The sequence below is a fragment of the Telluria sp. ZB2R32 genome (genome assembly GCF_059685715.1).
On sequence record NZ_JCASIG010000005.1, the window covers coordinates 334,380 to 353,229 of the forward strand.

The window sequence follows — 18,850 nt, forward strand, 5'->3', positions numbered from 1 at the left end:
ATCGCCACGCGAACGCGGCGGCATGGCCGCCCAGCGCCATGGAGCGCGCCCACACACCGTGCGCCTGCCCCGTGGCGGTGCATCCGCTGCACCGCGATCGGGCACGCCGGCCGTAAAAAAAGCCAGCGGTCAACCGTGCCGCCCGCTCTGCCAAATGTCTTTATCATAAGGCGACTTTCCGGACGTCCGCCTGCGCGTCCCGTCCCGAAACCCATTCACGCGCGCCGCCCCCCGGCGGGCGCCACACCAGAAAGCTGAGAACGACTATGGACGACCTGAGCGACTTGAAACTGTCGCGGCGCGACTTGCTCAAAACGGGGGCCGCGGCCGCCACCGCCGCCGCCATTCCCACCGTGGCCACGGCCCAGGCCGGGGCACCAGGGACGCCGCCCGCGCCCGCCAATCCACCGCCGAGCAGCGTCAAGACCACGCTCAAGGTCAACGGCCAGCGGCGCGAACTGACCGTCGACACGCGCACCACGCTGCTCGACGCCCTGCGCGAAAACCTGAAACTGACCGGCACCAAGAAGGGTTGCGACCAGGGCCAGTGCGGCGCCTGCACCGTCATCGTCAACGGCCGCCGCATCAACTCCTGCCTGTCGCTGGCGGTCATGCACGACGGCGACGAGGTCACCACCATCGAAGGCCTGGGCACGCCCGGCAAGCTGCATCCGATGCAGGCCGCCTTCGTGAAGCACGACGGCTACCAGTGCGGCTACTGCACCCCCGGACAGATCTGTTCGGCCGTGTCCGTGCTCGACGAAATCCGCCAGGGCCTGCCGAGCCACGTCACGGCCGACCTCAACGCCAGGCCGCTGCTGAGCGTGAATGAACTGCGCGAACGCATGAGCGGCAACCTCTGCCGCTGCGGGGCCTATTCGAACATCATGGATGCGATCGCCGAAGTGGCGGGGGCACCGGTGGCGGGCATGCCGGGAGGGAAAGCATGAAAGCATTCACCTACGAACGCGCGCGCACCCCGGTCGAAGCCGCGGCCGCCGCCGAACGCCATCCGGGTTCGCGCTTCATCGCCGGCGGCACCAACCTGCTCGACCTGATGAAGCTCGAGATCGAGGCGCCGCCACACCTGATCGACGTCAACGACCTGAAACTCGACAAGATCGAAGCGACCCAGGACGGCGGACTGCGCATCGGCGCGCTGGTCCTGAACGTCGACCTGGCCAGCGACGCGCGCGTGCGGCGCGACTACGGGGTGCTGTCGCGCGCCTTGCTGGCGGGCGCATCGGCGCAATTGCGCAACAAGGCAACCACCGCCGGCAACCTGCTGCAGCGCACCCGCTGCCCCTATTTCTACGACACCAACCTGCCGTGCAACAAGCGGGTGCCGGGCAGCGGCTGCTCGGCCATCGGCGGCTATACGCGCAACCACGCGATCGTCGGCCAGAGCGAGGCCTGCATCGCCACCCATCCGAGCGACATGGCGGTGGCCATGCAACTGCTCGACGCGGGCGTCGAGACGGTGCGCGCCAACGGCGCCACGCGCGTGATCCCGATCGCCGATTTCTACCGGCTGCCGGGCAATACGCCGCACATCGAAAACAGCCTGCAATCGGGCGAACTGATCACCGGCGTGGTGCTGCCGCGTCCGCTCGGCGGCGTGCACAGCTACAGCAAGGTGCGCGACCGCGCCTCTTACGCGTTCGCGCTGGTCTCGGTGGCGGCCGTCATCCAGAAGGATGGCAGCGGCCGCGTCGCGCTCGGCGGCGTCGCCCATAAACCCTGGCGTGTGCCCGCGGCCGACGCCGCCTTGCCGCGCGGCGCGCGCGCCACCGTCGACACGCTGCTGGCCGGCGCCCGCACGACAAACGAAAACGCCTACAAGATCCCCCTGGTCCAGCGCACGCTGGAAGCGGTGCTGGTCGACGCCAAGAAAGGGCAGACGGCATGAAATTCACCACTCCCGCCACCACTAACCCGATCGACCAGCTGAAGGTCATCGGCAAGCCGACGGACCGCATCGACGGTCCCCTGAAAACCAGCGGCACCGCCCCGTATGCCTACGAGCAGCACGCGGCCGCTCCCAACGCGGCCTATGGCTACGTGATCGGCGCCGCCGTCGCCAAGGGCAGGATCGCCTCGATCGATACCGCGGCGGCCAAACGCGCGCCCGGCGTGCTGGCCATCGTCACCTACGAGAATGCCGGCAAGGTCAACAAGGGCGACTTCAACACGGCGCGCCTGCTGGCCGGCCCCGAAGTCCAGCATTACCACCAGGCCGTGGCCGTGGTGGTCGCCGAGACGTTCGAGCAGGCACGCGCCGCATCGAGCCTGGTAAAGGTCGAGTACGTCAAGGCCAAGGGCGAATACGACCTGAAACAGGCGAAAAACAGCGCCAAACTGCCCAAGAAAGAGGACAAGCCGGAAACGAAAACGGGCGAGTTCGCCAGCGCATTCGCCAACGCCCCGGTGAAACTCGACGCCAACTACAGCACGCCCGACCAGTCGCACGCGATGATGGAGCCGCATGCCTCGATCGCGGTGTGGAACGGCGACAAGCTGACGCTGTGGACCTCGAACCAGATGATCGCCTGGGGCCGCAACGACATGGCCAAGACGCTCGGCATTCCGAAAGAAAACGTGCGCCTGGTCTCGCCCTACATCGGCGGCGGCTTTGGCGGCAAGCTGTTCCTGCGCTCGGAAGCGCTGATGGCCGCGCTCGGCGCGCGTGCCGCCGGCCGTCCGGTGAAAGTGGCGCTGCAACGCGCGCTGATGTTCAACAACACCACGCACCGCCCGGCGACGATCCAGCGTATCCGCATCGGCGCCACCCGCGAAGGGCGCATCACCGCCATTTCGCACGAGAGCGTCTCCGGCGACTTGCCCGACGGCCAGCCGGAAACCGCGGTGCAGCAGACGCGCCTGCTGTACGCCGGCGCCAACCGGTTCACGCAATTGAAGCTGGCCACCCTCGACTTGCCGGAAGCGAACGCGATGCGCGCGCCGGGCGAGGCGCCGGGCATGATGGCGCTCGAGATCGCCATCGACGAGATGGCGGAAAAGCTGAAGATGGACCCGGTCACTTTCCGCATCATCAACGACACGACCGTCGACCCGGAAGAGCGTTCGCGCAAATTTTCCCAGCGCCGCTTCGTGGAAACCATGCGCCAGGGCGCCGAGCGCTTCGGCTGGAAGAACCGCAATCCCGTGCCCGGCAAGGTGCGCGAGGGGCGCTGGCTGATCGGCATGGGTGTGGCCTCGGCCTTCCGCAACAACATGAACATGAAGTCGGCGGCGCGTGTGCGCCTCGAGAAGAACGGCAGCGTCACGGTCGAAACCGACATGACCGACATCGGCACCGGCAGCTACACCATCATCGCCCAGACTGCGGCCGAGATGATGGGCTTGCCGCTCGAGCGCGTCAACGTGCGCCTGGGCGATTCCGATTTCCCGGTCTCCGCCGGTTCGGGCGGCCAGTGGGGCGGCAACTCGTCCACGGCAGGTGTGTACGCCGCCTGCGTCAAGCTGCGCGAGGCGGTGGCCACGAAACTCGGGCTCGATCCGGCCACGGCCGAATTCGCCGACGGCAGCGTGCGCGCGGGCGGCAAGTCGGTGCCGCTGGCACAGGCCGCACGCGATGGCGAAGTCACCGGCGAAGACATCATGGAATACGGCGACCTGGAAAAGAAAACTCAGCAGTCGACCTTCGGCGCCCACTTCGTCGAAGTCGCGGTCGACGCCGCCACCGGCGAAACCCGCGTGCGGCGCATGCTGGCCGTGTGCGCGGCCGGGCGCATCCTGAACCCGAAGGCGGCGCGCAGCCAGGTGATCGGCGCGATGACGATGGGCGTTGGCGCCGCGCTGATGGAGCACCTGGTGGTCGACAAGCGCATCGGCTTCTTCGTGAATCACGACCTGGCCGGTTACGAAGTGCCGGTGCACGGCGACATCCCGCACCAGGAAGTGATCTTCCTCGACGAGACCGACCCGATGACCTCGCCGATGAAAGCCAAGGGCGTGGGCGAACTGGGCATCTGCGGCGTGGCGGCGGCGGTGGCGAACGCCATCTACAACGCCACCGGCGTGCGCGTGCGCGATTACCCGATCACGCTCGACAAGCTGCTGGCGAAACTGCCGGCCTACGTATAAGTCGGTTGGCAGTATCCACGGCCCCGGTGCAGCAATCTGCACCGGGGCTGTACCACTCATAAAAAAAGGCGAACACAGACATGGAATGGTTGTTCGATCCGAACATCTGGATAGGATTCTCGACCCTCGTCGTCCTCGAGATCGTCCTCGGCATCGATAACCTGATCTTCATCGCCATCCTCGCCGAAAAGCTGCCGCCCGAGCAGCGCGACCGTGCGCGCGTGCTGGGCCTGTCGCTGGCCATGCTGATGCGCGTCGGCCTGCTGACCATGATTTCCTGGATCGTCTCGCTGACCGAACCCTTGTTTTCGCTCGGCAGCATGGGGTTTTCCGGGCGCGACCTGATCCTGCTGCTGGGCGGGCTGTTCCTGCTGTTCAAGGCGACGATGGAACTGCACGAGCGCATCGAAGGCAAGACCGCGCACCGTACCGGCACGGTCGAATACGCCGCCTTCGGCATCGTGGTGGCCCAGATCATCGCCCTCGACGCCGTGTTCTCGCTGGACTCGGTGATTACGGCCGTGGGCATGGTTGACGAGCTCGGCGTCATGATGGCGGCGGTGGTGGTGTCGATGGGCGTGATGCTGTTCGCCTCGAAAACGCTGACCCGCTTCGTGAACGCGCACCCGACCGTAGTGGTGCTGTGCCTGAGTTTCCTCCTGATGATCGGCCTGTCGCTGATCGCCGAAGGCTTCGGGTTCCATATTCCAAAAACGTACCTGTACGCGGCGATCGGCTTCTCGGTGCTGATCGAAGCGCTCAACCAGCTGGCCGGGCGCAACGTTGCCAAGGAAGAGGCGCGCATGCCGCTGCGCGAACGCACCGCCGACGCCATCCTGCGCATGTTGGGCGGCAAGAGCGGACAGCCGGAAGATGGCGCCGCGACGGCTCCTGTCGCGCCGGATGCCGAAGCCTTCGAACCGGCCGAGCGCCATATGGTCAGCGGCGTGCTGAGCCTGTCGCAGCGCTCGATCCGCTCGATCATGACCAACCGTTCGGACATATCCTGGATCGACATCGACGCCGGCGCCGACGTCATCCGGGGCCAGATCATGGAAACGCCGCACAGCTTCTTCCCGGTCTGCAAGGGCGAACTCGACGAGATCATCGGCGTCGTGCGCGCGCGCGACCTGATGGCCGATCTGGCCGTCAGCGGGCGCATCGACCCGGCCCACGTGCGCACTCCGATCATCCTGCCCGAGAGCGGCGACGTGCTGAAAGTGATGGACACGCTGAAGCGCTCGCACGGCCAGCTGGTGCTGATTGCCGACGAATACGGCACGCTGCAGGGTCTGGTGACGCCGATCGACATCCTGGAAGCGATCGCCGGCGAATTCCCCGACGAGGACGAACAGCCGGCCGTGGTCCAGCAGGGACCGGGCCGCTGGCGCATCGATGGCGCCGCCGACCTTCACCACGTCGAGCAGGTGCTCGGGCTCGATACCCTGGTGAGCGAGAGCGACGACTACAGCTCGATGGCCGGCTTCATGCTCGAGCGCTTCGGCACGCTGCCCGGCGTGGGCGAGAAGGTCGTGGTCGACGACCTCAGTTTCGAGGTGGCCGAGGTCGAAGACCGGCGCATCGCCTGCGTGCTGGTGACGCGCATCGAAAAGGCGCCGATCCCCAGCCGCACCCGCCGCGCCCCGCGCAATGCCGGCGGCCACGAACTGCCGCGGCCGCGCGGGTGAGTGTCCGGCTTGCATGCACGGATTGGATCGCATCCGGCATACCCGTAGGGTGGGCGGCTCTACCCGGCAATATGCACACTCGCGACACGAATGCCGCCCACGCGTTCAAACGAGGCGGACCGCCGCGGTCGATCATCCCGCGCCATGACTATCCGGGTGCCGGACATGGTCACGCTGTTCGACCGCGGCGGTCCGCCTTTGTTGGACGCGTGGGCGGCGCAGGTGCCGCGTGCATGCAAATGTACGGGTGTAGCCGCCCACCCTACGGGTATTTCTTCCAGGCGAGAACACACGGTGATACGTGGCGTCTCCATCGTCGTGCCGGATGATCTCGCCGCCAACGATCATCGCGTGGGCAGCGCGAACCTTCGGCGATGTTCACGCTGCGGTGGTGGAGCTGCCCACCTTACACCGGAATTACCGAAGTCCCGCCTCCGGCCGCGCCGTAATTCTGCAGGTCGCCGAACGCCAGGCGCCGCTCGTTGAGGGCGGTGAGGATCGCCTGCAATTGTTCCTCGTCGGGCGCGATGTAGACGATGACCTGGTCGAGTTCGTTCTCGAAATAGGGCGTGTAGGGGACGTCGGTCTCGGCCATGACCTTGGCGACGAAGCGCCCGTCGGGCATTTCGGCAAAGACGGTGACGAGGGTGGCGGCAGTGGTGCTGTTGTTGACGGTGAGTTCCATGGTTCTCCGATGAAGTGGTTGCGAAAATGCTCGCCCTGATGATCGCGCCAAATCGGCTGAGGCGGCGCAGCTTTGCCCGAGGTTAATTCGTGGTGCTGGTGGGCAGTGCGATCGCCCGCTCACAGCCGCAGCGCATTCGCCCGGAGGTAGGCGTCGAGCGCCTCGGTCGACGCCTTGGGCGACGCCAGGCCGACATAGGTGTCCGGCCGTAGCAGGTAGACGGCGTCGTGCTCCAGTCCCGCCGCCGCGCACTCGGCATGCCAGTCGAACTGGCGCAGCGGCACGCCGTGCAGGGCGCACCAGGACAGCAGGTCGGGGCGGGCGCTGCCGTACACGTGGGCCTGCCAGCCCGGTTTCGGCAGCGGCGCGAAATTGTCGCCGCGCTCGTAGCGTACCCAGGGCAGGCGGTCGCCGCCGTGCACCTTGCCGGCGTGGCCGCTGTTCAGCGGGCCGTGGCGGTAGTGCAACACCGTCTGCGAAATGGTGCGGAACAGGAATTCGCGTGTGCCCGGCATCTTGCCGATCAGCGGCATCAGGCGCGGGGCGATTCCGGTGCGCACGATCTCGGCGACGGGGCCGTCGGCCGTGAGCAAGCTGAAGGCGCGGTCGGTGGTGTCGACCAGGCGCCGCGCGAAGGGCAGGCGCTCGGCTTCATAGGTATCGAGCAGCCCGTCGGGCGCCTGGCCGTCGAGCACGGCTGCCAGCTTCCAGGCCAGGTTGATGGCGTCGCCGATGCCGGTGTTCATGCCCTGGCCGCCGGCCGGGCTGTGGATGTGGCCGGCGTCGCCGACCAGGAAGGCGCGCCCGTGCCGGAAGTGATCGGCCACGCGGTGGTGCACGCGGTAGGTCGAGAACCAGTTCACCATGTGCACGCTGATCATCAGGTTGTCGATCGCGCGCCCGCTGACGTCGGAAAACGTCAGGGACTCGGCGTGCTCGGCACGGTCGTCCCGCACGGTGCCGACCAGCCGCCCGCGTCCGCGCGGCGCCGTTGCAAACACGGCCAGCAGGTCCGATTCGTCCAGGTCGAGGTTGAGTTCGCCGTTCAGGGCGGGACTGTCGCCCTCGATGTCGGCCACGTAGAACACCTGGCGGTAGGTGCCGCCGGGGAAGCCGATGCCGCTGGCATTCCTCACCGCCGAGCGCGCGCCGTCGCAGCCGACCAGCCAGCGCGCGGCGCAGCGCTCTTCCTGGCCGTTGGCGTCGACCAGGCGCGCCTGCACGTGGTCGGCGTGTTCGTCGAACCCGGTCAGGGTCAGGTTGCGCTCCACCGCCAGGCCGGCGGCGGCCAGGCGCTCGACCAGCAATTGTTCGTGGCGGTCCTGCGGAAAGATATGAAAGAAGGGATAGGGCGTCAAGCCGCTGCCGATGGCGCCCAGCGGAATGCGCCCGCGGTGCTCGCCTTCGGTCCAGATGTTGAAGAACTGGATCGGATGGCCGTTCTCGATCACCGGCTGCGCCAGGTCGAGCTGGCGGTACAGCTCGAGCGTGCGCGCCTGCACCGCCAGCGCGCGCGAGGTGGTGCCGGGGCCGCCGGCGGCATCCACGATGCGCACGTTCACGCCAAAGGCCTTGAGCCACAGGGCCAGCACCAGCCCGCTCGGGCCGGCGCCCACGATCAATACATCGGCTTCCTTCATGGCCATCCCCCTCGCAGGTCTTCCCCTCATACTACGCCTGCGCGCCGATCGCGGTACGCACGGCGCGTGTCGCGCCCTGATTAGCAATCAAACTGCAAAAGCGTCGGCATTGCGCCGCAGGCGTGCGCCGCGGCCCCGGGCTTGCGCTCATCATGGGCAAGCACGAGGCCGGCCGCGCCGGCGGGGAGGGAGGATGACGAGCCACGCATCGCAAGCGCAAGCCGCGCCGATCCGCCGCATTGGCCTGCTCACCGGCGGCGGCGACGCGCCCGGCCTGAACGGCGTGATCCGTTCCGTGGTGCTGGCGGCAACGAAGCGCGGGTGGGAATGCCACGGCATCCGCGACGGCTTCAACGGCCTGCTCGCGCCCGCCACCTGCAGCGGCGAGCCGGTGCAGGCGCTCGGCGAAGCGGACGTGCATGCGATCGGCCATCTCGGCGGTACCATCCTCGGCAGCACCAACCGCGCCAGTCCGCTGCATTACCCGATGCGCGCGGCCGGCGGCGGCGTGGTCGAGCAGGACCGGGCGGCGGAGGTCGTCAGCCTGTGCCGGGCGCGCGGCCTGGACGCGCTGATGATCGTCGGCGGCGACGGTTCCATGGGAATCGCGCAGGCGCTGCACGTCCAGGGCCTGCGCGTGATCGGCGTGCCGAAGACCATCGATAACGACCTCGACCGCACCTTCTTCACCTTCGGTTTCGACAGCGCCGTCGGTTTTGCCACCGAGTGCATCGACCGCCTGCACACGACCGCGCACAGCCAGCACCGGGTGATGGTGGTCGAAGTGATGGGCCGCTACGCCGGCTGGATCGCCCTGCATGCGGGTATTGCCGGCGGTGCGCATGCAATCCTGATCCCGGAAATCCGCTACCGCATCGAGGACCTGGCCGCCGCCATCGCCCGGCGCGACGCTGCCGGCCACCGCCATGCGATCGTGGTGGTGGCCGAGGGCGCGCAAGCGGCCGATGGCGAACGCGTGGTGCAGGCGCAGGCCGGAGACGGACACGCGGAACGCCTGGGTGGCATCGGCGCACGCATCGAGGCGCAGCTGGGGGCGCTCACCGGCAAGGAATGCCGCAGCGTCGTACTTGGCCACCTGCTGCGCGGCGGCAGCCCGTCCGCGCTCGACCGGGTCATCGCCGCCCGCTTCGGCGCGGCCGCCGTGCGTGCCCTGGCAGCCGGCGAGCACGGCGTCATGGTCGCGCTCGGGCCGCAAGCGATCGAGCTGGTACCGCTGGCGGCGGTTGCCGGCCGCACCAGGATGGTTGCACTCGACGGCGATACGATCGCTACCGCGCGCGAACTTGGCATTTCGCTCGGCGACGGTGGCTGCACCCCCGGCGTTGCCTGAACACGTAACAATGTGTTGTTTTTGTAAGCACTGTCTTACATCTACTGGCGATGCGTGCCGATGTGCGTTGCATAGTTCAGCACGGATAATTCCGGTAATTATTCAACAAGATTGTGAACAAAGTCCATGACGCCATCGCTCGTTACCGATGTATCCGATTCAGTCCAGGCCCGCCGCAGCTTACCCGCCGCGTCCGCGCCTGCCCGCGACTTGTATTTTGCCCTGTACGAAGACCCGCTTCACAACGCGCGCGCCGGCGAAGCTTACTTGCGCGAGCAGATCGCGGCCGTGCAGGACATCCCGGCCGATCTGCCGCCAACGCTAGCCCAGTTGCCGGCCTGGATCGAGGCGCGCAGCGAAGCGGTCGGCATCCAGTACCGCGAATACCTGGCTGCACGCAAGGGCGGGGCGCCGCGCCGTTATTTCCATACGCGCGCCCACGCCCTGAACTTCATCAAGTCGGCCGCGCCGACCAAGCTGGTCGACGGCTCCTGGCTGTACGGCATGCTGAAACATTGGGACAGCCCCGATTTCCACCCGCTGATCAAGACCTATCTCGAAGAACTGGGCGAAGGCGCGCCAAGCAAGAACCACGTCACCATCTACCGCAAGCTGATGGCGACCCATGGCATCGACAACTGGGAGCAATTGAGCGACGACCATTTCGTGCAGGGTGCGATCCAGCTCGCGCTCGGCCACAACGCCGAGCGCTTCCTGCCCGAGGTGATCGGCTTTAACCTCGGCTACGAACAGCTGCCGCTGCACCTGTTGATCACGTCCTACGAACTGAACGAATTCGGCATCGATCCGTACTACTTCACGCTGCACGTCACGGTCGACAACGCGGCCACCGGTCACGCGCAAAAGGCGGTGCAGGCGCTGCTCGACCTGATGCCGCGCGTCGGCGACCGCCCCGCGTTCTACCAGCGTGTGCTCGACGGCTACCGTCTCAACGAACTGGGCGCCAGCACCAATTCGGTGATCGCCGATTTCGACCTGCAGGACGAACTGGTGACCATCCTCGCGCAGAAGAGCACGGTCGGCAAGAACATGCACTCGGACTACTGCCGCGTCGCCGGCCGCTCGGTCAACGACTGGCTGGCGGAACCGGGCCAGATCCCGGGCTTCCTCGGCGCGCTGGAAACGGCCGGCTGGATCAAGCGCGGCGAAGAGGTCGAGCACAGCCGCTTCTGGCGCCTGATCGAGGGCGAGCGCGCCGAAATGTTCGGCGTGTTTTCCAGCTACGAGCAGCAGGTGCTGCGCGACTGGATCGTCAGCGTGCCGAACAGCAGCGTCAAGGAAGAGCGCGTGCTGACCCACCGCGCGCGCCAGCGCACCCTCGATAACCTCGGCCAGCATGCCGATCGCAGCGGCAACTACCCCGAGCGCGGCCTGATCCGCCGCCGTGCAGGCCGCGACGGTGGCGGCGACAACGAACTGGCCGCGCTCGAGCAGCGCGTGGCCGCCGCCAGCGGCAAGGGCGAGGCGATGACGCTGCTGCTCGAACTGATGTCACCGGCGCACCACCACAGCGCGGCCGGGCTGATGGCGACGCGCATGTACACCCAACTGCTCGACACTTAACAGATCGATTTGTTTTACCCCGGCCGGCGCGCTTGCTGAGGGCGCGCCGGCCGTGCAGTAACTGATCCACCTACAATTCAAAACAATAGGGACATTTTCGTGTATATCCTCGAACAACGATTCCTGCGCGGGCCCAACGTCCATGCGGATACCCCCTGCCTCCTCAGCGTAGTCGACCTGGAAGACCTGTACGGCATCTCCTCGAAAGACATCCCCGGATTCAACGATGCGCTGCTGGCGGCGCTGCCGCTGCTGAACGGCCACATGCTGCCGCTCGGACAGCCGGGCGGCTTCGCCCAGCGCCTGCGCTCCGGCACCTATCTGGCGCGCGTGATCGAACACGTGACGCTGACGCTGCAATCGATGGCCGGCCCGGCGGTCGGCTACGGCCGCACGCGTCCGGCATCCGGCCGCCCGGGCCAGTACCGCATCGTGGTCCAGTACGCGATCGAAAAGCTGGCCGAGCCGAGCTTCCAGCTGGCGGTCGACCTGGTCACGGCGCTCGCCAACGAAGAGCCGTTCGACCTGGACCCGCGCCTGAAGGAGTTGCGCTCGCTCGGCTCGCGCTATTCGATCGGCACCAGCACCGCGGCGGTGCTGGCCGCTGCCCAGGAGCGCGGCATTCCGTACTCGCGCATCACCGACGAAGCCAACCTGTTCCAGCTCGGCTGGGGCTCGAAGCAGAAGCGCCTGCAAGCGACCACCACCGGCGACACCAGCTATGTCGCCGTGAAGATCGCCAGCGACAAGCAGCTGACCAAGGCGCTGTTGATGGAAGCGGGCGTGCCGGTGCCCGAAGGCGCCACCGTCACCACGGTCGAGGAAGCCCAGCGCATCGCGCGCCGCCTGCGCGTGCCGGTCACCGTCAAGCCGCTCGACGGCAACCAGGGCAAGGGCGTGACCACCAAATGCGCCACGCCCGAGGAAGTCGCGAAAGCCTTCGACTTCGCCCGTGCGTATGGGCGTCGCATCATCGTCGAGCGTTTCGTCGAAGGGCGCGACTACCGCGTACTGGTGGCCGGCGGACGCATCGCCGCCGCCTCCTTCCGCCGCCCGGCCCACGTGCTGGGCGACGGCGTCTCCACCATCACCGAACTGGTCGAGATCGAAAACCAGAACCCGGCGCGCGGCACCGGCCACAGCAACGTGCTCACGCGCCTGGCGCTCGATGCCCATGCCGAGGACATGCTGCGCCGCCAGGGCTATACGCCCGACGCGGTGCCGGCGCCCGGCGTCTGCGTCGAATTGCGCAGCAACGCCAACCTGTCGACCGGCGGCACCGCCGAAGACTGCACCGACCTGCTGCCGGAAACCACGCGCGCCCTGTGCGTGCGCGCCGCCAGCAAGATCGGCCTGGACGTAGCGGGCATCGACATCGTCTGCCAGGACATCACCGTGCCGCTCGACGAGCAGGGCGGGGCGGTCATCGAAGTCAATGCCGCGCCGGGCATCCGCATGCACCAGCATCCGAGCGCGGGCGAGCCGCGCGACGCCGGCGAAGCGATCATCGATGGCCTGATGGGCCAGTCGAACGGCCGTATCCCGGTGGTCGCCGTGACCGGCACCAACGGCAAGACGACGACGGCGCTGATGATCGGCCACGCGGCGCGCGTGGCGGGCCTGGGCACCGGCGTGACCACCACCGAAGGCGTGTTCGTGAACGGCAAGCGCCTGGTGAAGGGCGATTGCACCGGCTACTGGTCGGCGCGCACCGTGCTATCGGCGCCGGACGTCGACTTCGCCGTGCTGGAAACGGCGCGCGGCGGCATCCTGAAACGGGGCCTCGCCTTTGACCAGTGCGACGTCGGCGTGGTGCTCAATATCGCGGCCGACCACCTCGGGCTGGATGGCGTCGAGACGATCGAGGACCTGGCGCAGGTCAAGGCAGTCGTGGCCTCGTCGGCCTCGAAAGCGGTCGTGCTCAACGCCGAGGACCCGCTGTGCGTCGCCATGGTGCGCCGTGCGAAACCCGATGCCGAGATCATCTTCTTTTCGATGGATGCGGAAAACCCGGCCTTCCTGCAGCACCTGGAAGACGGCGGCCGCGGCACCTACCTGCAGGACAATGCGCTGGTGGTCGCCGACGCCAACCTGCACCAGGAATTGATGCGCGTCGAAGCGATGCCGGCCTCGTTCGGCGGGCGCGCACGCTACAACATCGCCAACGCGCTGGCGGCGGCGGGCGCGCTGATGGCCTCGGGCTTTTCCAACCTGCAGATCGCCGACGGCCTCTCGACCTTCGTCTCCGACAGCAAGACCAACCCGCTGCGCACCAACGTCTTCGACGTGCGCGGCGTGACGGTGATCGTCGACTACGCACACAATCCCGCGGCCTACGCCGCGCTGGCAGAAATGGCGCGCGCGCTGCTGCCGGGCCAGCTGGTCGGCATCGTCACCGCGCCGGGCGACCGCCGTGACAGCGACCTGGTGCAGATCGGCGAGACCTGCGGCGAGCGCTTCGACGAGCTGGTGGTCTATGAATCGCAGAGCCGCGGCCGTCCGGTGGGCGGCGCGGTCGACCTGATCATCAAGGGCATCGAAAACGTGATCGGACCGTCGGACACGACGCACCGCGAGATCGAGGTCGGCAACGCGATCCGCCTCGGCCTGTCGCTGTGCCGCGCCGGCGACGTGCTGGTATTCGCGTGCGGGAGCTCGCTCAAGACCTTCATCGATGCGCTGCGCGTGGACGATCCGGAGAGTGCGGACAAGATCTTGGCGCAGACGATGTGAGCGTGCCGGTTTGATGGAACCGACCCCGCCGTGTGCGGGGTTTTTTTGGGCCGTTTGTTTGATGCATACGTCCGTTGTTTGCCGGCTGTGACGGCGGGCATGCCCGCCCTACGTTACAGACGGTGGTGCACCGCAGGGCGGGCATGCCCGCCGATTCGCAGCGACGGCGCACCGGCGCCGCATGCAAAGTACGCCACCGTCGCGGGTTCCATCCAGAATGCAGCGCACGTAGGGCGGGCATGCCCGCCGTTTTGCAGCGACGGCGCACCGGCGCCGCATGCAAAGTGACGCCACGGTCGCGGGTGTCATTCGAGAGTGCAGCCATGTTGGGGCGGGCATGCCCGCGGGTTTACAACGATGGCAGACCGGCGCCGCATGCAAAAAAAAGCGGCCCACGCGGGCCGCTTCGTCATCGGGCTGCCGATAACCTCACACCGCTTCCGCCTCGATCCGCTGCGCAATCTCCGGCCGGGTCGGCCGCAACGCTTCCGTCAATTCCGAAATCGACGAGCCGCAACCGAACACCAGCACGTCGCCCGCCTGGCACAGCGCCAGGCCGCGGCGGATCGCCTTGTGGACGTTCAGTTCGCACGCCAGCCGGTCGGCGGCAATGCGGCCCAGGCGCGCGCCTTGTACCAGCAGGGCGGCGACCTCGCCCTCGGCGCGGCCGCGGTTCTCGGTTTCGTAGACGATCAGTTCGTCGAAGCCGGCGGCGCACACGCGCCCGATGTCGACCAGGTCGGCGTCGCGGCGATCGCCCGGCGCCGCGACCACGCCGACCACGCGGCCCGGGGTCATCGCGCGCGCCGTTTCCGACAGCGCGGCGTAGGCGGCGCAGTTGTGGGCGTAGTCGACGATCACGGTCACGCCGTCGACGTCGAACACATTCGAGCGCAGCGGGTTATGCTTGCTGTCGGAGACGAAGCTGCGCAGGGCAGCTTCGATTTCCGGGTTGCCGAAGCCGCTTGCGACCAGCGCGGCAGCGGCGGCCAGGGCGTTGGCGATGTTGTAGCGCGCGCAGCCGCCGAGCGACACCGGCATCTGGCGCACGTCGAGCAGCGCCTCGTGGCGGCTGCCGGTGGCCAGCACCATCGTGTTGTTTTCCAGGTAGACGCCGCGCCCGCCGCGTTCGAGGTGGCGCAGCAGGACCGGGTTGTCGGCGTCGAGCGCGAAATACAGCACTTCGACCGTTTCCTGCAAATCCCTGGCCATCGCCACGCAGTAGTCGTCCTCGGCATTAAGCACCACCGCGCGCGAGGCGCGCTGCGCCACCACCGCCTTGACCTTGGCCAGCTCCTCGACGGTTTCGATACCGTCCAGCCCGAGGTGATCGCTCGACACGTTCAGCACCACCGAAACGTCGCAGCGGTCGTAGGCCAGGCCGCGTTTCAGGATGCCGCCGCGCGCCGTTTCCAGCACCGCGAAGTCGACGTCGGGCGAAGTGAGCAGGCTGCGCGCCGAATGGTAGCCGGTGCAGTCGCCTGCGCGCACCTTCTGGCCATCGACGTAGACGCCTTCGGTGGTGGTGACGCCGGTGCGCAGGCCGGCCAGGCGTGCGGCGTGGGCCATCAGCAGCGCGGTCGTGGTCTTGCCGTTGGTCCCGGTGACGGCGATGAGCGGGATGCGGCCGTCGTCCTGGCCGAACAGCGCGTCGACGATGGCGGCGCCGGCATCGCGCGGGGTGCCGCGGCTCGGGTACTGGTGCATGCGGATGCCTGGCGCCGCATTGACTTCGATGATGCCGCCGCCCTGTTCGCGCAGGGGTTGCGCGATGTCCTGGCAGATGACGTCGATGCCGGCGACGTCGAGGCCGATGGTGCGCGCAGCGCGGATGCAGATCTCGCGGGTTTCTTCGGGCAGCAAGTCGGTCACGTCCTCGGCGGTGCCGCCGGTCGACAGGTTGGCGTTGCCGCGCAGGTCGACCGTCACGCCCGCCGGCAGGATCGAATCGAAGTCATAGCCCTGTTTCGCCAGCGTGCTTTCCGCCAGCGCGTCCATCGGGATCCTGGTCAGGATGTTGGTATGGCCTTCGCCGCGCGCCGGATTGCGGTTTTCGACCTCGACCAGCGCGCGCACGGTCGATTGTCCATCGCCGGTGACGCAAGGGGGGCGGCGCCACGATGCGGCGGCGATCCTGGTGCCGGTGACCAGCACACGGTAGTCGCGCCCGGCCAGGAATTCCTCGACGATCACGTGGCGGCCATACTTGCGCGCGTGGGCAAAGGCGGCTTCGACTTCTTCCGGCGTGGTGCAGGTGGTGGTGACTCCTTTACCCTGGTTGGCGTCGAGCGGCTTGATGGTGGCCGGGCCGTCCAGGCGGCGCGCCACGCGCTGGGCTTCGGCCAGCGTGGTGACGGTGGCGCCGCCCGGGACCGGCACGCCGGCCTGTTCGAGCAGGGTCTTGGTCAGCTGCTTGTCGCTGGCGATGCCGACCGCGATCGCGTTGGTGGCGCCTGTGATGGTCGCTTGCAGGCGTTTCTGCTTTGAGCCCCAGCCGAGCTGGAACAGGTTCGCTTCGTCGGTGATGCGCAAGGCCGGGATGCCGCGCCGGAGGGCGGCGTTCACCACCGCGCCGGTGCTGGTGCCGATGGCGTAGTCTTCGGCGGTCTCACGGAGATCCGCCAACGCGGCGTCGAGGTCATACGACTCGCCGGCGGCGAGTGCGCGGATCAGGTCGCGTGCGACGTCGAAAGCCTGGCGTGCGACCTGCTCGGTGCGGTAGCCGCAGATGGCGCGGCGCGCGCTTGGCGTGCGCGCGACGGCGAGCGTCTGGCTGAACTCGGCCCCTGCGCCGGCCAGGCGCTGGAGTTCCATGACGACCGGTTCGATGGCGTCGGCGACGCAGGCGAGGCCACCCACGCGTGCCGCCGCTTCGGGCGAGGTGGCGGACAATAAGCCGGGCAGCAGGGCCAGCAGGCGCGCGCCGAAGCCGGTCGCGGGTTGGACGCCGGCGGCGTCGACGACGGCCATCAGGCAGGGCGCGGCGGCATACAGGTTGGGGCCGCGCAGGAAGCGTTGTTCGATGATTCTCATGAGAGCGGATTCCGTTTGGTGACGTTTTCCAGGAAGTCGCGCAGCGAAGGCGACATCGGCCGGGCTGGTTCGCCCTCGGCCGGCAGGTAATAGCGGCTGCCCGCCGGCAGCAGGTGCAGGCGCACGTCGATCAGTTCCGGCGTGTCGCGCTCGGCGATGTCGGCCATGTTGGTGTCCATCGTGCGCCCGTCGACCACTGTCACCGAGCCTTCGCCGACGACTTCGATGCCGCGTCCGCGTTCGATCACGAGCGCCGTGTTTTCGTCGATGCCGATGCCCTGCAAATACGGGTTCTGCGCTACCACCGACAGCAGGCGCGACAGGCGCTGGCGTTCCGAGAAGTGCTGGTCGATGACGACGCGGTGCACGAAGCCCAGGCCCGCCGCCAGGCTGACCGCGCCTTTTTCCGGCAGCAGGTCGGTCTTGCCCTGGGCCAGCATGTGGCCCGACATGGCCGAGGCGCCGGCGCTGGTGCCGCCGATGCAGGCGCCGCGTACTTTCAGGGCAGTGTGCATTTCGGCGTCGAGCGCCGTGCCGCCGATGATCGCCAGCAGCCGTTTCTGGTCGCCGCCGGTCATGAAGATGCCGTCGGCCTCGGCCACCATGCGCACCTTCGCTTCGTCGTTGGCATCCTGGCGGTTTTCCAGGGCCAGGTGCGCGCGCTGGCGCACGCCGAGGTCGCCGAAGGCCTGGTCATACATTTCCCACATTTCGTCGGCGATCTTGCTGGCGGCGGTGATGACGACGATGCGTGCGTTTTCGCCGCCGGCCAGTTCCACGAAGCGGCTCAGGATTTCCTTGGCATGCTGGCGGTCTTCATGGCCGCCGATGATGACGAGATGGCCGTATTTGGCAGTCTGATGCGGTTCGGTTTTCATGTTATTTTTCGATGAGTCCAGTGGGCATATGGGTATTGCTGCAGGAGGCGGCTTCGGTTCTGGTGACTGCGATCAGCCCGGTGTCGACGTCCTTGTCGATCAGGTCGATGCCGCGCCGCAGCGCCTGCTGCAGCGGCATGCCTTGTTCGATATAGCCGTAGACGGTGCGCGCCAGCATGTGGCGCACGATGTGTTCGCCGACACCGGTGGCGGCGACCGCGCCGAGCGGGCCGGCATAGAAGCCGCTGCCCATGATCGCGGTGTCGCCCACGCGTCCCAGCAGCGACGGGGCCGAGCCGCCGGTCGAGCCGGCAACGGCGAAGTGGCCGTCGGGGCCGCGCACGACGGCGCCGACGGTATCGTGGGCGGCATTCGGCGGCAGCTGCAGCGGGGTCTTGTAGTTCCAGAAGCGCTCGAACAGCCGGTTGTCGATGCCGGGCATGACCGGGACCGAGCCGGCCAGCTGCTTCAACAGTTTTTCGTGTTTTTCGCGTTGGGCGGCGCTGATCGGTTTCGCCCGTTCCATGCCCAGCGCACGCGCCAGGCGGTCGGCGCCTTCGCCGGCCAGCAGCACGTGCGGGGTGTCGGCGATGGCGCGCGCCAGCAGGATCGGGTTGCGTACGTCGCGTACGCCGGCGACCGCGCCCAGGCGCCCGCGCGTGTCCATGATCGAGGCATCCATTTCGATGGTGGCGCCGTCGAGGCATAGTACCGCGCCGGTACCGGCATTGAAACGCTCGTCTTCTTCGAGCACCAATACGGCGGCGATCGCCGCTTCGAGCGCGTCGCCGGTTTCGATGATGATCTCGTGTCCGCGCTGCGCGGCACGCTCGCAGCCGTCGGCATAGTCCAGTGGTTCGCCCGCGCCGCCGTGGGTGACGATGGCAAAACCTTGATCCTTGTGACTCACTCGTCTTCCTCTCTTTGTTATTGCCTTTGCGCTTTTGACGCTCGACATATCTGATAGAGGATTATGCGAAATGGAAGCGACGTTACCAATCAGTTGCCCAGCCGCCTGAATGTAAGATGAAACTTACATGGAAGACAACATTCTTGGCGCTGATGCCGTTCGGTTAACGTGTGGCGCTGCTCTGGCTACACTGGCTGAGTTTCAATCATTGTAGGGTGGACCGGGCGGCGAACCGCTCCCG

The 18,850-nt window shown here is 67.5% G+C and carries 12 protein-coding genes; 7 read left to right on the plus strand and 5 right to left on the minus strand.

Translation table 11 applies throughout. The features are described 5' to 3' along the window. The first annotated feature begins 266 nt into the window (after positions 1-266). From paoA to AC56LG_RS16645, 4 genes are all read left to right on the plus strand, one after another. The gene (paoA, locus tag AC56LG_RS16630) at positions 267-950 is read left to right on the plus strand and encodes an aldehyde dehydrogenase iron-sulfur subunit PaoA (protein WP_497167177.1); all 684 of its coding nucleotides are present in this window, start codon (positions 267-269) and stop codon (positions 948-950) included. Then, positions 947-1,909, plus strand: coding sequence for an FAD binding domain-containing protein (locus tag AC56LG_RS16635; protein ID WP_497167178.1), 963 nt, complete (start codon positions 947-949; stop codon positions 1,907-1,909). The genes paoA and AC56LG_RS16635 overlap by 4 nt, the downstream gene beginning before the upstream one ends. Further along, positions 1,906-4,107, plus strand: a complete 2,202-nt coding sequence (gene paoC / locus AC56LG_RS16640) for an aldehyde oxidoreductase molybdenum-binding subunit PaoC (RefSeq protein WP_497167179.1) — start codon at positions 1,906-1,908, stop codon at positions 4,105-4,107. The genes AC56LG_RS16635 and paoC overlap by 4 nt, the downstream gene beginning before the upstream one ends. Positions 4,108-4,187: 80 nt before the next feature. Next, positions 4,188-5,795, plus strand: a complete 1,608-nt coding sequence (locus AC56LG_RS16645; RefSeq protein WP_497167180.1) for a TerC family protein — start codon at positions 4,188-4,190, stop codon at positions 5,793-5,795. 406 nt (positions 5,796-6,201) lie between these two features. Here AC56LG_RS16645 and AC56LG_RS16650 read toward each other — a convergent pair whose 3' ends face one another. Both AC56LG_RS16650 and AC56LG_RS16655 read right to left on the minus strand, forming a co-directional pair. Continuing rightward, on the minus strand, positions 6,202-6,480 hold the full coding sequence (locus tag AC56LG_RS16650) for a hypothetical protein (RefSeq protein WP_497167181.1): 279 nt from the start codon (positions 6,478-6,480) through the stop codon (positions 6,202-6,204). 119 nt (positions 6,481-6,599) lie between these two features. Next, positions 6,600-8,120 (minus strand): FAD-dependent monooxygenase, encoded by a 1,521-nt coding sequence (locus tag AC56LG_RS16655; protein ID WP_497167182.1) that lies wholly within the window; start codon positions 8,118-8,120, stop codon positions 6,600-6,602. A 193-nt stretch (positions 8,121-8,313) separates the two neighbouring features. Here AC56LG_RS16655 and AC56LG_RS16660 point away from each other — a divergent pair, with 193 nt between their 5' ends. From AC56LG_RS16660 to cphA (AC56LG_RS16670), 3 genes are all read left to right on the plus strand, one after another. Beyond that, positions 8,314-9,471, plus strand: a complete 1,158-nt coding sequence (locus AC56LG_RS16660) for a 6-phosphofructokinase (RefSeq protein ID WP_497167183.1) — start codon at positions 8,314-8,316, stop codon at positions 9,469-9,471. Between the two features lie 126 nt (positions 9,472-9,597). Beyond that, positions 9,598-11,055, plus strand: coding sequence for an iron-containing redox enzyme family protein (locus tag AC56LG_RS16665; RefSeq protein ID WP_497167184.1), 1,458 nt, complete (start codon positions 9,598-9,600; stop codon positions 11,053-11,055). Positions 11,056-11,154: 99 nt separating this feature from the next. Next, positions 11,155-13,788: a cyanophycin synthetase gene (gene cphA / locus AC56LG_RS16670; protein WP_497167185.1), complete on the plus strand. Its 2,634-nt coding sequence runs from the start codon at positions 11,155-11,157 to the stop codon at positions 13,786-13,788. Between the two features lie 429 nt (positions 13,789-14,217). Here cphA (AC56LG_RS16670) and cphA (AC56LG_RS16675) read toward each other — a convergent pair whose 3' ends face one another. The 3 genes from cphA (AC56LG_RS16675) to AC56LG_RS16685 are packed head-to-tail and all read right to left on the minus strand — an operon-like array spanning position 14,218 to position 18,609. Beyond that, positions 14,218-16,821, minus strand: a complete 2,604-nt coding sequence (gene cphA, locus AC56LG_RS16675) for a cyanophycin synthetase (protein ID WP_497167186.1) — start codon at positions 16,819-16,821, stop codon at positions 14,218-14,220. Beyond that, positions 16,818-17,699: a cyanophycinase gene (locus AC56LG_RS16680; RefSeq protein WP_497167187.1), complete on the minus strand. Its 882-nt coding sequence runs from the start codon at positions 17,697-17,699 to the stop codon at positions 16,818-16,820. Before AC56LG_RS16680 ends, cphA (AC56LG_RS16675) begins: the two co-directional genes overlap by 4 nt. 1 nt (position 17,700) lies before the next feature. Next, positions 17,701-18,609 carry an isoaspartyl peptidase/L-asparaginase gene (locus AC56LG_RS16685; protein ID WP_497167188.1) on the minus strand — a complete coding sequence of 303 codons (909 nt, stop codon included), beginning with the start codon at positions 18,607-18,609 and terminating at the stop codon, positions 17,701-17,703. Positions 18,610-18,850: the final 241 nt, after the last annotated feature.

Coding starts and splice junctions, on each gene's coding strand:
- AC56LG_RS16635 (WP_497167178.1), top strand. CDS start 947: ATGAAAGCATTCACCTACGAACGCGCGCGCACCCCGGTCGAAGCCGCG.
- AC56LG_RS16665 (WP_497167184.1), top strand. CDS start 9,598: ATGACGCCATCGCTCGTTACCGATGTATCCGATTCAGTCCAGGCCCGC.
- AC56LG_RS16660 (WP_497167183.1), top strand. CDS start 8,314: ATGACGAGCCACGCATCGCAAGCGCAAGCCGCGCCGATCCGCCGCATT.
- paoC (WP_497167179.1), top strand. CDS start 1,906: ATGAAATTCACCACTCCCGCCACCACTAACCCGATCGACCAGCTGAAG.
- cphA (WP_497167186.1), bottom strand. CDS start 16,821: ATGAGAATCATCGAACAACGCTTCCTGCGCGGCCCCAACCTGTATGCC.
- AC56LG_RS16680 (WP_497167187.1), bottom strand. CDS start 17,699: ATGAAAACCGAACCGCATCAGACTGCCAAATACGGCCATCTCGTCATC.
- AC56LG_RS16645 (WP_497167180.1), top strand. CDS start 4,188: ATGGAATGGTTGTTCGATCCGAACATCTGGATAGGATTCTCGACCCTC.
- paoA (WP_497167177.1), top strand. CDS start 267: ATGGACGACCTGAGCGACTTGAAACTGTCGCGGCGCGACTTGCTCAAA.
- AC56LG_RS16650 (WP_497167181.1), bottom strand. CDS start 6,480: ATGGAACTCACCGTCAACAACAGCACCACTGCCGCCACCCTCGTCACC.
- AC56LG_RS16655 (WP_497167182.1), bottom strand. CDS start 8,120: ATGAAGGAAGCCGATGTATTGATCGTGGGCGCCGGCCCGAGCGGGCTG.